This window comes from Streptomyces sp. NPDC086147, from assembly GCF_040702165.1.
Taxonomy (GTDB): domain Bacteria; phylum Actinomycetota; class Actinomycetes; order Streptomycetales; family Streptomycetaceae; genus Streptomyces.
In genome coordinates this window covers 1-13,044 of the sequence record NZ_JBFBJO010000006.1, presented here as the reverse complement: position 1 = coordinate 13,044, position 13,044 = coordinate 1, and the positions used below count along the sequence as shown (strand labels likewise).

Genomic DNA, 13,044 nt, shown 5'->3' with positions numbered 1-13,044 from the left:
CGGCCCGGGGACTTCCGCACCTTCAGACCAGCACGCCCGCGAGGAGCGAGGCCGTGAGCGCCGCGCCCTCCGTCGTCAGGACCGACTCGGGGTGGAACTGCACCCCGGCGAAGCCGGGCCCGCGCAGGGCGTGCACCTCGCCCGTCCCCGGGTCGCGGCTGACCTCGATCCGGTGCAGCGCCAGCTCCTCGGCCGCCCGGTCGTCGCAGCGGGCGGTGAAGCTGTTGTAGAAGCCGACCGTCCGCTCCTGCCCGAAGAGGTCGATCCGCACCTGGGCGCCCTGGAACGGCACCCGCTTGCGGACGATCTCCAGACCCAGCTCGGCGGCGATCAGCTCGTGGCCCAGGCACACACCGAGCAGACCGTGCCGGTGGTCCCGGACCAGGTCGGCCGTCAGACCGCGCAGGAACCGCATCTTCGGATCGGCCGCGTCCGAGGGGTCCCCGGGCCCGGGGCCGAGCACCACCGGCCCCTCGTGCGCGAGCGCCAGCTCCCGCAGCCCCGGCTCGTCGTACCGGAGCACCGAGACCTCCAGGCCGGAGGAGCGCAGCACGTGCGCCAGCATCGCGGTGAAGGTGTCCTCGGCGTCCACCACGAGCGCGTGCCCGGACAGCTCGGCCGAGCGGACCTGCATCCTCAGCCAGAACGGCGCCAGGTCCGCCCGGCGCGCGTCGAGCGCGGCCCGCACGCGGGGATCGTCGGCGAGCCGGGGGGAGGCGGGCGCCTCCGCCGCCGGCCGGCCCGCCCGCACGCCCAGCGCGGCGAGGATCCCGGCCGCCTTGGCGTGGGTCTCGGCCACCTCGCCCGCCGGGTCCGAGTGCCGCACCAGGGTCGCGCCGACCGGCACCCGCAGCCGCCCGTCGGCGGCGATGTCGGCCGTACGGATCAGGATGGGGGAGTCCAGCGTCTGCGCGCCGGACCCGTCCGTGCCGAGGAGGGCGACCGCCCCCGCGTAGTAGCCGCGGCCCCCGGCCTCGTGGCGCTCGATCACCCGGCAGGCGTTCTGCACCGGCGACCCGGTCACGGTCGCCGCGAACATCGTCTCCCGCAGCACCTCCCGCACGTCGAGCGACGACCGGCCGCGCAGCTCGTACTCGGTGTGCGCGAGGTGCGCCATCTCCTTGAGGCGCGGGCCGATCACCACCCCGCCCCGGTCGCCCACCGTGCACATCATCTTCAGCTCCTCGTCCACCACCATGGACAGCTCCTCGGTCTCCTTGCGGTCGCCGAGGAAAGCGAGCAGGTCCTCCGGGGTGGGGGCCGCTCCGGCCGGGTAGCGGTACGTGCCGCTGATCGGGTTCATCACGACCGTCCCGCCCGTCATCCGGACGTGCACCTCGGGGCTCGCCCCGACCAGCGTCCGCTCCCCGGTGTGCACGACGAAGGTCCAGTACGCGCCCCGCTCGCCCGCGAGCAGCCGCCGGAACAGGGCGAGCGCGTCGGCGCGCCCGAAGCCGGGGACCTCCCCGGTGTAGGTGCGCCGGATCACGAAGTTCGCGCCCTCGCCGGAGCCGATCTCCTCGTCGATCACCCGCCGCACGGTCTCCGCGTACTCCTCGTCGGAGACGTCGAACCCGCCCCCCTCGACCCGCACGTCGTGTACCGGGAGCTGCTCCAGGGCCTCGGCGAGCGGCAGCTCGTGCACCTCCTCGGCGACGAGCACGGAGAGCGGGGTGCCGTCGTCGCGCACGTCGAAGCCGCGCTCCCGGATCTGCCGGAAGGGCACGAGCGCGAGCGTCGGCAGCGGGCCCACGGGCAGCTCCGCGAGGCGCTCGGCCTCGTGGACCCGGCCGATCAGCACCTCGATGGTGTCGTGGTCGCGGCCCGGGGTGCGCCTGCGCAGCAGGGCGAAGGGAGGGCAGGAGTCGTCGAGCAGACGGGAGAGGTCCATGGGGTCCGTCGTTCCTTCCATCGGTGTGCGGAGAGGAACGGCCCCGGGTACGGGAAAGGCCGCCCCTCGGGCGGCCTTCGCGTGTGTTTCGGTGTACGCGCAGTCAGTGGGCCGCCGGAAGAGCGGTCCACCACCAGTTCGTGTTCAGGGGCGCGTACATGCGAGCACTGTAACCCAGCCGGGGCCCGGTGCGGCGGCATGAAGCTCAGCGACCGACATTCCGGGCACTCGTCTCAGCCACTGGTCGGTGGGACAGGACCGGACGAAGAACCCCGTAATGTTGTCCGTGTGACCGTGAACGCTGATTCCCACGCCGTCGCCGAGGCGACCTGGCGAGACCTGCCCGCGGCGCAGCAGCCCGAGTACCCCGATGCCGAGGCTCTGCGCGATGTGATCGCGGACCTCGAGTCGTATCCTCCGCTCGTCTTCGCCGGCGAGTGCGACCAGCTGCGTGCCCGGATGGGAGCCGTCGCCCGTGGCGAGGCGTTCCTGCTCCAGGGCGGCGACTGCGCCGAGGCCTTCGACGCCGTGTCCGCCGACCACATCAGGGCCAAGCTCAAGACGCTGCTCCAGATGAGCGCCGTCCTCACCTACGCGGCCTCCGTGCCCGTGGTGAAGGTCGGCCGCATCGCCGGGCAGTACTCCAAGCCCCGCTCCAAGGGGACCGAGACCCGCGACGGCGTGACCCTGCCGACGTACCGCGGCGACTCCGTCAACGGCTTCGACTTCAACGAGGGCGCCCGCATCCCGGACCCCGAGCGCCTGAAGCGGATGTACAACGCCTCCGCCTCCACGCTCAACCTGGTGCGCGCCTTCACCACCGGCGGCTACGCCGACCTGCGCCAGGTCCACGCCTGGAACCAGGACTTCGTGAAGTCGTCCCCCTCGGGCCAGCGCTACGAGGCGCTCGCCCGCGAGATCGACAACGCCCTGAACTTCATGAAGGCCTGCGGGACCGACCCGGCCGAGTTCAAGGCCGTCGAGTTCTACGCCTCCCACGAGGCGCTGCTGCTCGACTACGAGGGCGCCCTGACCCGTACGGACTCGCGCACCGGCAAGCTGTACGACACCTCCGGCCACATGGTCTGGATCGGCGAGCGCACCCGCCAGCTCGACCACGCCCACATCGAGTTCGCCTCGCGGATCGCGAACCCGATCGGCATCAAGCTGGGCCCGACGACCACGTCGGAGGAGGCACTCACCTACATCGACCGCCTCGACCCGGACCGCGAGGCGGGCCGGCTGACCTTCATCGTCCGCATGGGCGCCGACAAGGTCCGCGACAAGCTCCCCGAGCTGGTCGAGAAGGTCACCGCCTCCGGCGCGGTCGTTGCCTGGGTCACCGACCCGATGCACGGCAACACCTTCGAGGCCGCCTCCGGCCACAAGACGCGCCGCTTCGACGACGTCCTGGACGAGGTCAAGGGCTTCTTCGAGGTCCACAAGGAGCTGGGCACCCACCCCGGCGGCATCCACGTCGAGCTCACCGGCGACGACGTCACCGAGTGCGTGGGCGGCGGCGACGAGATCTTCGTCGACGACCTGCACCAGCGCTACGAGACGGCCTGCGACCCGCGCCTGAACCGCAGCCAGTCGCTCGACCTGGCCTTCCTGGTGGCGGAGATGTACCGCGATCAGTAAGTGGTTTCCTACGACGACGGGGCGCGGATCCTTGTGATCCGCGCCCCATCGTCGTTTTCAGGTCTTTTACGGCCCCGACCCACCGGGTAAGGTTAGGGTAACCTAAACGATCTCGGCGGGAGGTGAGCCGCGTGTACGTCTGCTCATGCTTCGGTGTCACGGAGAAGCAGGTCAAGGAGCACGTCGACGCGGGCGCTCACACGCCCCGCCAGATCGCCTCCGCCTGCAAGGCCGGAACGGACTGCGGGTCCTGCGTCCGTCGCATTCAGGCCATTCTCGGGCGCGGCAACTGCCCCCGGCGCGAACTCGTCGACCGGGGCGTCCCCGCCCTGGCGGCCGAGACCGCCGTCGCTCCCGCCACCGTCCTCGGGGAAGCCGCCTGACCTCGGGAGATCAGCTCGGCTGCTCGATGAGCGTCGAGATGTACAGCGCCTCGCCCAGGGACTCGATCAGCTCCAGCTGGGTGTCCAGGTAGTCGATGTGGTGCTCCTCGTCCGCGAGGATCTCCTCGAAGAGGTTGGCGGACGTGATGTCCCCCTTGGCGCGCATGACCTCGATGCCGCGCTTGAGGCGGTCGATCGCCTCCACCTCGACCTGGCGGTCCGCCTGGAACATCTCGGTGACGGTCTGGCCGACGCGCACGTGGAAGAGCCGCTGGTAGTTGGGCAGGCCGTCGAGCATCAGGATGCGCTCGGTCAGCTTGTCCGCGTGCTTCATCTCGTCGATGGACTCTTCACGGGTGTACTTGGCGAGCTTCGTCCACCCCTTGTTGTCCTGGATGCGGTAGTGCAGCCAGTACTGGTTGATGGCGGTCAGCTCGCCGGTCAACTGCTCGTTCAGAAACTCGAGGACCTCGGGGTCGCCCTGCATCGCACAGGCTCCTTCCACTTCACGCGGTGTGTCTACGCCATAACTGGGCAGGATGGCGGCATCCTCGCACCCCGAATGGGGGGCGTCCAGTAAGTGCAGGCTTAGTGGGAGTTGCCCCAATGGCGTCGTCGGAGTGGTCTCCTGGTCATGACCACCCCTTGCGGTCTGTCACCATGGATGACATGGGTCAGCCGGAGAGCGGAGTACACCGGGAAGCGGATCAGCCGGATCGTTCACCGGGCCTTCCGGCGGATCTCCCGCCGGGACAGCGCATCCAGCGCGGCTGGCCGGTCACCCACTACGGTCCCGTGCCCAAGTTCAAGCCGGACCGCTGGGAGTTCCGCGTCTTCGGCGCGACGGCCGACGGCGACAAGCGCTGCTGGAACCACGAGGAGTTCTCGGCCCTCCCCTTCTCCACGGTCGTGGCCGATCTGCACTGCGTCACGAAATTCAGCATGCTCGGGTCCGAATGGGGTGGCGTCCCCGCCCGCACGGTCCTGGAGCTCGCCCCGCCCGCGCCCCAGGTCACCCATGTGATGGTCTGGGCCGAGTACGGCTACAGCGCCAACATGCGGCTCGCCGACTTCGCCTCGGACCGCACGATCTTCGCCACCCACATGGACGGGGAGCTGCTCACCGCCGAGCACGGCTTCCCGCTGCGGCTCGTCGTCCCCCACCTGTACGCCTGGAAGGGCCCGAAGTGGGTCCGGGGCGTGGAGTACATGGCCGCCGACCGGCGGGGCTTCTGGGAGGAGCGCGGCTACCACAACCTCGGCGACCCGTGGCGGGAGCAGCGCTACTCGTACCAGGAGGAGCCGGGCGACGGCCCCGAGCTCTGACCCCGGCGGCTCCGGCCTCAGTGGTGGTACCGGTGGACCACCGCGTGGCCCTTGCCCCGGCCGATCAGCCACTTGTTGACCGGTGTGGTGATCACGAAGGCGGCGGCGAGGGCGATGACGAGCACGGTCCAGAAGAGCGGATCGGACAGGTGCGCGTCCATGGCGCCGGGCCAGAGGGCGATGACGCCGTTGTCGATGATCTCCATGACCGCGATGGAGAGCGTGTCGGCGGCCAGGGCGACCTTGACGGCCGTCCGGAGGCCGACGCCCGAGGTCAGGATGCCGCGCAGGGTGAGCGCGTAGCCGAAGAAGAAGGCCAGGACGATGGCGAGGACCATCGTCGGCACGTTGCCCCAGCCGAGCGCGGTGCCGATCACCATGCCGAGCACCTCGCCGATGGCGCAGCCGGTGAGGCAGTGCAGCGTGGCCCTGGCGGCCGTGGACCAGGAGGCCCCGGCGGGGGAGTGGTGCGGCCCGTTCCCGTGGTCGTGCCCGTGCTCATGGCCGTGCCCGGTGTGGTCGTGTGCGTGGCCGGCGTGTGCTTCGTGTCGCATGAGGGCCCCCGATGTCAGGTAGCGGTTCCTGTCGACACCGGAACCGTATACCCCCTAGGGGTATTCCTCAAGGGCGCAGCTTCTTCAGCAGGTCCACGTCCGCCCGGTGCCCCTCCTTGCCGCCCGGCGTCTCGATGACCAGCGGCACCCCCTCCGTCGCCGGATGGCGCAGCAGCTCCCGGAAGGCGTCCTCGCCGATGTGACCGGCCCCGATGTTCGCGTGCCGGTCCTTGTGGGCGCCCACGACGTCCTTGGAGTCGTTGGCGTGGATCAGCTTCAGCCGTCCCTCGCCGACGGTCTCCATCAGCAGGTCGAGCGTCTGCGCCGCCCCGGACGGGCCCGTCAGGTCGTGCCCGGCGGCGAACACGTGGCACGTGTCCAGGCAGACGCCCAGCTTGGGATGGCGGTCGAGGGCGTCGAAGTACGGGCCGAAGTCCCAGGTCCGCGAGCAGAGCGAGGAGCCCTGTCCGGCCGTCGACTCCAGGAGCAGGTCCGGGTCGTCCGGGTGCGTCAGCTCGTCGAGCAGCGGCAGCAGCCGCTCCCGCACCTGGGCGAGCGCCACCTCGCGCGGCCGGCCGCCGGTCGCCGAGCCGGTGTGCACCACCACGCCCTTCGCGCCGATCTCCCGGCCCCGGCGCAGCGAGTGCCGCAGCGACTCCACCGACCTCTCCGCGGTGGCCTCGGTGTGCGAGCCGAAGTTGATCAGGTACGGGGCGTGGACCCAGGCCGAGAGCGACAGCTCCGCGCACTCGGCGCGGAACCGCTCGTCCTGGGCCGGGTTCCCGGCCGGGGTGGCCCAGCCGCGCGGGTTGGCGACGAAGACCTGCACGGTTTCGGCGCCCAGCTCGCGGGCGTAGCCGAGGCCGACCGTGGCGAGACCGCCGGCCACGGGGACGTGGCCGCCGACGGGGTTGCGCATGGGTGTCTACAGTCCCTTGATCGTGAGGGTGATCGCTGAGCCCTCGGGGGCGGTGGAGCCGCCCTCCACGGACTGGCCCGCGACGGTGTCGCCGAGGTACGGGAAGGTCTTCCTGAGCTTCACCTCGAAGCCCGCCCCCTCCAGGGCCGCGCGCGCGTCCTCGGTGGTCTCGCCGGTGACGTCGGGGACCTCGACCAGCGCGGGCCCCTTGGAGACGGTCAGGGTGATCGTGTCGCCCGCGGCGGCCCGGCTGCCCTCCGCGAGGGACTGGGCGGCGACCGCGCCGGCCTCCTCGGGGGAGTGGACCCGCTCGGGGGCGACCCGGACGGTGAGCCCGGACTTCTGGAGCTCGGCCGTGGCGGTGGCGACGGCCTCGCCGGTGACGTCGGGCACGTCGATCGGGGAGCCCTTGCTGACGACCAGGGCGATCGCCGAGTCGGGAGCGCGGTCGGTGCCGGGCTCGGGGTCGGAGCCGACCACGGCGCCCCGGGCGACGGAGTCGCTGAACTCGTGGGTGACCACCCCCGCGACCAGGCCCTCCTTCTCCAGGGCCCGCTTCGCCTCCGCGAGCGGCTTGCCCCTGAGGTTCGGCACCTTCACGGTCTCCGGGCCCCGGGAGAGGGTGAGGACGACCGTGCCGTTGCCCCGCAGGCGCTCGCCGGGAGCAGGGTCGACGGCCATGACGGTGCCGCGCTCGTACACGTCGCTGAAGGCGCGCCGCGTGCTGCCGACGTCCAGGCCGGCGTCGGTGATCCGCCGCGTGGCGGCGTCCTCGGTCTGGCCGAGGACGGCGGGGACGCGGGTGAACTGGCCGGAGTTGATGTACCAGACCCCGGCGCCCAGGCCGAGGACGAGCAGGACGGCGGCGACCACGAGCAGCGGGCCGCGCGGGGGCAGCCGGCGGCCGGCGGGGGCCGCGGGCGGCTCGGGCGCCGGCATCCGGCCGGTGTGCCGCACCTCGCGGACGTCGGCCTCCGCCGGCAGCGGGAGGTCGATCACGCTGGTGCGCTCCTCGGCCGGCACGGCGCGGGCGATCACGCTCGTCCGGTCGTCGGCGGTGTCCCGGGCGTCGGACCGGGCCTGCGGCGGCACCGCGTCGAGCTGCGCGTCGGTGAGCGCGGCACGGGCCTCCAGGACCAGGCCGAGCAGGGCGACGGCGTCGTGCGGGCGGGCCTCGGGGGCGCGGGCCGCGGCCGCCGCCACCAGCCCGTCGAGCTCCGGGGCCAGGCCCGGCACGGCGGCGGAGGGCGCGGGCACGTCGGTGTTCAGGTGCAGGTAGAGCACCTGGGCGGGCGTGTCGCCCGCGTGCGGCTTGGCGCCGGTCAGCATCTCGTACAGGACGACGCCGCAGGCGTACACGTCGGCGCGGGTGTCGGCGGTGCCGTGCTCGATCTGCTCCGGCGCCAGGTACGAGACCGTGCCGAGGACCGAGCCGGTGGTGGCGGTCGCCGAGCCCACGGCCCGGACGAGACCGAAGTCCGCGACCTTCACCCGGCCGTCGTCCCCTATCAGGACGTTCTCCGGCTTCATGTCCCGGTGCACGAACCCGGCCCGGTGCGCGGCGCCGAGCGCGGCGAGCACCGGCTCCAGGATGTCGAGCGCGGCCCGGGGCGCGAGGGCGCCCCGCTCGCGCAGCACGTCGCGGAGGGTGCAGCCGGGCACGTACTCCATCGCCAGGTAGACGTACGCGCCCTCGGCGCCCTGGTCGAAGACGCCGACGACGTTGGGGTGGGCGAGCCGGGCGACCGACTTCGCCTCGCGGATGAACCGCTCGACGAAGACGGCGTCGGCCGCGAGCTGCGGGTGCATCACCTTGAGCGCGAGGACGCGGTCGAGACGGGTGTCGACGGCCCGGTAGACCGTGGCCATCCCGCCGACGGCGATGCGCGCGTCGACGCGGTAGCGGCCGTCGAGCAGCCGCCCGACGAGGGGGTCCTGAAGGGTCGTGTCCACGGCGACGAGTCTACGAGCCGCGCCCACGCGTCCGGCGCGCGTGCCCCGGACCGCAGCACACCTGTGACGAGCCCCGCGGGGCCCCCGGGCCTCAGAAGGCCGGGCGCTCCGGGTCCAGGTGGGCCAGGCCCTCCACCGGGGAGGACGCCTCCGCGAAGTGGCGGCGCGGGATGCGGCCGGCCCGGTGGGCGAGCCGGCCCGCCTCGACCGCGTGCCGCATCGCCGAGGCCATCAGGACCGGTTCCTGCGCCCGGGTGACGGCCGACGCCAGCATCACCGCCGCGCACCCCAGCTCCATCGCGAGCGCCGCGTCCGACGCCGTGCCGGCCCCCGCGTCCAGGATCACCGGCACCCCGGCCCGCTCCGTGATCAGCCGGAAGTTGTGCGGGTTGCGGATGCCGAGCCCGGAGCCGATGGGGGAGCCGAGCGGCATGATCGCCGCGCACCCGACGTCCTCCAGCTTCCGGGCGAGGACCGGGTCGTCGTTGGTGTACGGCAGGACGGTGAAGCCGTCGTCGACCAGGGTCTCCGCCGAGTTCAGGAGCTCCTCCCCGTCCGGCAGCAGGGTCCGCTCGTCGGCGACGACCTCCAGCTTGATCCAGTCGGTGCCGAGCGCCTCCCGGGCGAGCCGGGCGGTCAGGACCGCCTCGCCGGCCGTGAAGCAGCCCGCCGTGTTGGGCAGGACCCGGATGCCGAGCCGGTCCAGGACGGAGAGGACCGAGCCCCGCACGGTCGGGTCCAGGCGCCGCATGGCGACCGTGGTCAGCTCCGTGCCGCTGGCGACCAGGGAGCGCTCCAGGACGTCGAGGCTGGGCGCGCCGCCGGTGCCCATGATCAGGCGGGAGGAGAACTCCGTACCGCCGAGGACGAACACGTCGTCGGACATCGCGCTCAGCCCCCCTGCACCGCGGTGAGGACCTCGACCCGGTCCCCGTCGCCGAGCCGCGTCGACGCCCACTCGCCGCGCGGCACCACCGTCTCGTTGACGGCGGCGGCCACCCCGGAGGGGGCCGCGGTCAGGGTCGCCACGAGGGCGTCGAGGGAGACGGGGCCGGAGAGTTCGCGCGCCTCCCCGTTCACGGACACGGTCACGGTCGTGGTCGCGTCGTCGGCGGGCGGGTTCGCGCTCATGCGGGCTGCTCCTGACGTGCGGGAGGGGCGGGGGAGAAACGGCGGGGCGTGAAGGGGCGGGCCTCGTCGGGCAGGGCGCCCGTGGTGAGCACCTCGGCCATGACGTCGCCGGTGACGGGGGTCAGCAGCACCCCGTTGCGGTAGTGGCCGGTGGCCAGGTGCAGGCCGGGCAGGGAGGTGGGGCCGAGCAGCGGCGCGTTGTCCGGCGAGGCGGGGCGCAGCCCGGCCAGGGTCTCGGTGAGCGGCAGCTCGGTGAGGCCGGGCACCAGCTCGTGGGCGTCGCGCAGCAGCTCGTACACCCCGCCCGCCGTCACCGTGGTGTCCCAGCCCAGCTCCTCGCTGGTGGCGCCGACGACCAGCTCGCCGTTCTCACGGGGCACCAGGTAGACGTGGCTGCCGCGGACGACGGCCCGGACGGTCCGGGAGAGGAAGGGGGCGTACGCGGGCGGCACCCGCAGGCGCAGGACCTGGCCCTTCACCGGGCGGACCGGCGGAAGCACCTCGTCCGGCACCCCCGCGAGCCGCCCGCTCAGGCTGCCCGCCGCGAGCACGGTCTGCCCGGCCGCCAGCTCCCCGCCCCCGGCCAGGACCGCGCCGCGCGCCCGGTCCCGCACCACGCTCAGGCGCTCCGCGAGGGCCCGGTGGAAGACCACCCCGGCCCGCTCGCAGGCGACGACGAGCGCGGCGGCGAGCCGGCGCGGGTCCACCTGGTGGTCGCCGTCGACCCGCAGGCCGCCGCGCACCCCCGGCGCCAGCATCGGCTCCAGACGGCGGCACTCGCGGCCGCTCAGCCACTCCGAGGCGAGCCCGCAGCGGGTCTGCAGGGCGTGCAGCTCGCGCAGGTGGGCCCGGTCGTCGGCGTCCAGGGCGACGGCGAGGGTGCCGCAGGCGCGGTAGCCGACGTCGAGCCCGGTGGCCTCCTCCAGCTCGGCGACGAAGGCCGGATAGCGGGCGGCGGAGGCGAGGTTGAGCCCGAGCAGGGTCTCCTCGCCGTAGTGCAGCTCGGTGACGGCGGCGAGCATCCCGGCCGCGACCCGCGCGGCCCCGCCGCCCGGCTCCGGGTCGACGACGGCGGTGCTCAGCCCGCGCCGCGCGGCCCGCCAGGCCGTGACCAGGCCGATGATCCCGCCCCCGACCACGAGGACGTCGAAGGCCCTTCGGCCGTCGGAGGCTCCCCGTGCGCCGGAAGCCCCTCCCGCGCCGGAGGATCCCTGTGCATCGTCGGAAGAACGCATGGGCGTCCAGCCCCTCCCTTCGCCGGCATGACCCGGATCAGGTTCGTACGGTCGGAGGCCGGCCAGCCTCCCTCTCAGCCCGGTGCGTCCGGGCTCCCGCGAGTGCTTTACGCCCGCCAGACTAGCTTCCGCCCCGCGTCCGTCACGAGGGGGCCGCGACCCCCACCCCACCTGACGGGCCGTCAGTTACGTAAGGTGGCCGTGTGAGCGAGCAGAAGCAGACCCAGCGGCGCGTCGTGGTCGTCGGCGCCGGAATGGCGGGCGTCCAGACCGCCGTCGCCCTCCGCGAGCAGGGCTTCACCGGCCCCGTGACCCTCCTCGGGGCCGAACCCCACCAGCCCTACGACCGGCCCCCGCTCTCCAAGGCGGTCCTCCTCGGGAAGGCCGAGGACTCCGCCTTCGAGGTCGACTTCGAGGAGCTCGGCGTCGAACTCCGGCTCGGCGTGGACGTCACCGGACTGCGCGCCGCCGACCACGAGGTCGACACCGAGGCCGGACCCGTCCCGTACGACACGCTGGTGATCGCCACCGGCGCCCACCCGGTCACCCTGCCCGGCTCCGAGGGCGTCCCCGGCGTCCACCTGCTCCGCACCCTCGACGACGCCGTGCGCCTCGGGCCCGTCCTGGAGCGCCGCCACACCGTCGTGGTCGTCGGCGCCGGCTGGATCGGCGCCGAGTTCGCCACCGCCGCGCTCGCGGCCGGCTGCGCCGTCACCGTCGTCGAGGCCGCGGACCTCCCGCTCGCCGGCACCCTGCCCGCCGAGGTCGCCGCCCCCATGGCCGAGTGGTACGGGGCGAACGGCGCCGAACTCCTCACCCACGCGCGCGTGGACACCGTCGAACCCGGCCGGGTCCTCCTCGCCGACGGCCGCGAACTGCCCGCCGAGGCCGTCGTCGTCGGCATCGGCGCCCGCCCCGCCACCGGCTGGCTCGCCGGCTCGGGCATCGCCCTCGACCCGAGCGGCGCCGTCACCGCCGACGACCGGCTGCGCACCTCCCTGCCCGACGTGTACGCGGTCGGGGACTGCGCCTCCTTCCCCTCCGCCCGCTACGGCGAGCGCCTCCTCGTCCACCACTGGGACAACGCCCTCCAGGGCCCGCGCGCGGTCGCCGCCGCGATCACGGGCGCCGGCACCGGGCCGTACGACCCCGTGCCGTACTTCTGGTCCGAGCAGTTCGGGCGCTTCGTCCAGTACGCGGGGCACCACGCGGGCGCGGACGAGCTGCTGTGGCGCGGCGACCCGGCGGACGAGGCCTGGTCGGTGCTCTGGCTGCGCGCCGGGGTGCCGGTCGCCCTCCTCGCCGTCGGCCGTCCCCGCGACCTGGCCCAGGGACGGAGGCTGATCGAGGCCGCGGTCCCGGTCGACCCGGCCCGCGCGGCGGACCCCTCCGTACCCCTGAAGGCGGCGGTCCGTTAGGGGTGCTTCGTCCGATCGGCGTGATACCTCCCGGGCCCGACTACCGGCTGTCGGTCCGGGATGGCAGGCTTGTCCCGTGACCGAGATTGACGCAAAGATCGATGCTCTCGTCCCCGCCTGGCTCTACCTGCCCGACATCGCGGAGATGCTCGATGTCGAGGTGACGCGCGTGCGGCAGCTGGTCAAGGAGGGCCAGCTCATCGCCGTGCGCCGCGGAGAGAACAACGCACTCCAGGTGCCCGCCGCTTTCATCCAGGGCGACAAGGTCGTCAAGGGCCTCGCCGGCACCCTGACCCTGCTGCGGGACGACGGCTTCACCGACGAGGAGATGCTGGAGTGGCTCTTCACTCCGGACGAGAGCCTGCCGGGCACGCCCGCGCAGGCGCTCGGCGAGAACCGCGGCACGGAGGTGAAGCGCCGGGCCCAGGCGCTCGCCGTCTGACGCGCGCCGCCTGACGCGCGCGCCGCCCGACGCGCACGGCCCGACGGACGCCTCCCGTCGCCCGGGGGCCGCCGCACGTCCGACGGCGCGCGCACCGAAGACACCACCAGCCGGTGTCGCGGCGGCCGGTCCCCGGGGACCGGCCGCCGCG

At 73.5% G+C, this 13,044-nt stretch carries 14 protein-coding genes and 1 riboswitch; of the genes, 5 read left to right on the top strand and 9 right to left on the bottom strand.

The window, feature by feature from the left end; translation table 11 throughout:
- Nucleotides 1–22: 22 nt before the first annotated feature.
- Both AB0398_RS15415 and AB0398_RS15410 read right to left on the bottom strand, forming a co-directional pair.
- Nucleotides 23–1,891 carry a chorismate-binding protein gene (locus AB0398_RS15415; RefSeq protein WP_366375289.1) on the bottom strand — a complete coding sequence of 623 codons (1,869 nt, stop codon included), beginning with the start codon at nucleotides 1,889–1,891 and terminating at the stop codon, nucleotides 23–25.
- A 103-nt stretch (nucleotides 1,892–1,994) separates the two neighbouring features.
- Complete coding sequence (locus tag AB0398_RS15410) at nucleotides 1,995–2,051, bottom strand: trp operon leader peptide (RefSeq protein ID WP_366375856.1); 57 nt, start codon at nucleotides 2,049–2,051, stop codon at nucleotides 1,995–1,997.
- Between the two features lie 128 nt (nucleotides 2,052–2,179).
- On the opposite strand from AB0398_RS15410, the gene AB0398_RS15405 reads away from it, so the two are divergent.
- On the top strand, nucleotides 2,180–3,532 hold the full coding sequence (locus AB0398_RS15405) for a class II 3-deoxy-7-phosphoheptulonate synthase (RefSeq protein ID WP_366375287.1): 1,353 nt from the start codon (nucleotides 2,180–2,182) through the stop codon (nucleotides 3,530–3,532).
- Between the two features lie 122 nt (nucleotides 3,533–3,654).
- The gene (locus AB0398_RS15400) at nucleotides 3,655–3,915 is read left to right on the top strand and encodes a (2Fe-2S)-binding protein (RefSeq protein ID WP_366375285.1); all 261 of its coding nucleotides are present in this window, start codon (nucleotides 3,655–3,657) and stop codon (nucleotides 3,913–3,915) included.
- Nucleotides 3,916–3,925: 10 nt separating this feature from the next.
- Here AB0398_RS15400 and bfr read toward each other — a convergent pair whose 3' ends face one another.
- Nucleotides 3,926–4,402 carry a bacterioferritin gene (gene bfr / locus AB0398_RS15395; protein WP_062756446.1) on the bottom strand — a complete coding sequence of 159 codons (477 nt, stop codon included), beginning with the start codon at nucleotides 4,400–4,402 and terminating at the stop codon, nucleotides 3,926–3,928.
- 182 nt (nucleotides 4,403–4,584) lie between these two features.
- On the opposite strand from bfr, the gene AB0398_RS15390 reads away from it, so the two are divergent.
- Complete coding sequence (locus tag AB0398_RS15390; RefSeq protein WP_366375284.1) at nucleotides 4,585–5,241, top strand: sulfite oxidase-like oxidoreductase; 657 nt, start codon at nucleotides 4,585–4,587, stop codon at nucleotides 5,239–5,241.
- Between the two features lie 17 nt (nucleotides 5,242–5,258).
- Here AB0398_RS15390 and AB0398_RS15385 read toward each other — a convergent pair whose 3' ends face one another.
- From AB0398_RS15385 to thiO, 6 genes are all read right to left on the bottom strand, one after another.
- Entirely contained in the window at nucleotides 5,259–5,795 is a 537-nt protein-coding gene (locus AB0398_RS15385) for a DUF4396 domain-containing protein (RefSeq protein ID WP_366375283.1), read from the bottom strand.
- Between the two features lie 67 nt (nucleotides 5,796–5,862).
- Nucleotides 5,863–6,714: a deoxyribonuclease IV gene (locus AB0398_RS15380; protein ID WP_366375281.1), complete on the bottom strand. Its 852-nt coding sequence runs from the start codon at nucleotides 6,712–6,714 to the stop codon at nucleotides 5,863–5,865.
- Between the two features lie 6 nt (nucleotides 6,715–6,720).
- Nucleotides 6,721–8,667 carry a Stk1 family PASTA domain-containing Ser/Thr kinase gene (gene pknB, locus AB0398_RS15375; protein ID WP_366375278.1) on the bottom strand — a complete coding sequence of 649 codons (1,947 nt, stop codon included), beginning with the start codon at nucleotides 8,665–8,667 and terminating at the stop codon, nucleotides 6,721–6,723.
- Nucleotides 8,668–8,758: 91 nt separating this feature from the next.
- A complete protein-coding gene (locus AB0398_RS15370) occupies nucleotides 8,759–9,553 on the bottom strand; it encodes a thiazole synthase (RefSeq protein WP_366375275.1) in 795 nt (264 codons plus the stop codon).
- Nucleotides 9,554–9,558: 5 nt separating this feature from the next.
- On the bottom strand, nucleotides 9,559–9,798 hold the full coding sequence (thiS, locus tag AB0398_RS15365) for a sulfur carrier protein ThiS (RefSeq protein ID WP_366375273.1): 240 nt from the start codon (nucleotides 9,796–9,798) through the stop codon (nucleotides 9,559–9,561).
- Nucleotides 9,795–11,033 carry a glycine oxidase ThiO gene (gene thiO, locus AB0398_RS15360; RefSeq protein WP_366375271.1) on the bottom strand — a complete coding sequence of 413 codons (1,239 nt, stop codon included), beginning with the start codon at nucleotides 11,031–11,033 and terminating at the stop codon, nucleotides 9,795–9,797. Before thiO ends, thiS begins: the two co-directional genes overlap by 4 nt.
- A riboswitch (TPP riboswitch) is annotated at nucleotides 11,031–11,143 on the bottom strand. Its footprint overlaps the gene before it by 3 nt.
- Before the next feature lie 93 nt (nucleotides 11,144–11,236).
- On the opposite strand from thiO, the gene AB0398_RS15355 reads away from it, so the two are divergent.
- Both AB0398_RS15355 and AB0398_RS15350 read left to right on the top strand, forming a co-directional pair.
- The gene (locus AB0398_RS15355) at nucleotides 11,237–12,451 is read left to right on the top strand and encodes an FAD-dependent oxidoreductase (RefSeq protein ID WP_366375269.1); all 1,215 of its coding nucleotides are present in this window, start codon (nucleotides 11,237–11,239) and stop codon (nucleotides 12,449–12,451) included.
- Between the two features lie 76 nt (nucleotides 12,452–12,527).
- On the top strand, nucleotides 12,528–12,893 hold the full coding sequence (locus AB0398_RS15350) for an Rv2175c family DNA-binding protein (protein WP_366375266.1): 366 nt from the start codon (nucleotides 12,528–12,530) through the stop codon (nucleotides 12,891–12,893).
- The last annotated feature ends 151 nt before the right edge of the window (nucleotides 12,894–13,044 follow it).

Bases quoted from the DNA above. Each gene is read 5' to 3' on its own strand.
- AB0398_RS15415 (WP_366375289.1), bottom strand. From the start codon at position 1,891: ATGGACCTCTCCCGTCTGCTCGACGACTCCTGCCCTCCCTTCGCCCTG.
- bfr (WP_062756446.1), bottom strand. From the start codon at position 4,402: ATGCAGGGCGACCCCGAGGTCCTCGAGTTTCTGAACGAGCAGTTGACC.
- AB0398_RS15390 (WP_366375284.1), top strand. From the start codon at position 4,585: ATGGGTCAGCCGGAGAGCGGAGTACACCGGGAAGCGGATCAGCCGGAT.
- AB0398_RS15385 (WP_366375283.1), bottom strand. From the start codon at position 5,795: ATGCGACACGAAGCACACGCCGGCCACGCACACGACCACACCGGGCAC.
- AB0398_RS15380 (WP_366375281.1), bottom strand. From the start codon at position 6,714: ATGCGCAACCCCGTCGGCGGCCACGTCCCCGTGGCCGGCGGTCTCGCC.
- AB0398_RS15370 (WP_366375275.1), bottom strand. From the start codon at position 9,553: ATGTCCGACGACGTGTTCGTCCTCGGCGGTACGGAGTTCTCCTCCCGC.
- thiS (WP_366375273.1), bottom strand. From the start codon at position 9,798: ATGAGCGCGAACCCGCCCGCCGACGACGCGACCACGACCGTGACCGTG.
- thiO (WP_366375271.1), bottom strand. From the start codon at position 11,033: ATGCGTTCTTCCGACGATGCACAGGGATCCTCCGGCGCGGGAGGGGCT.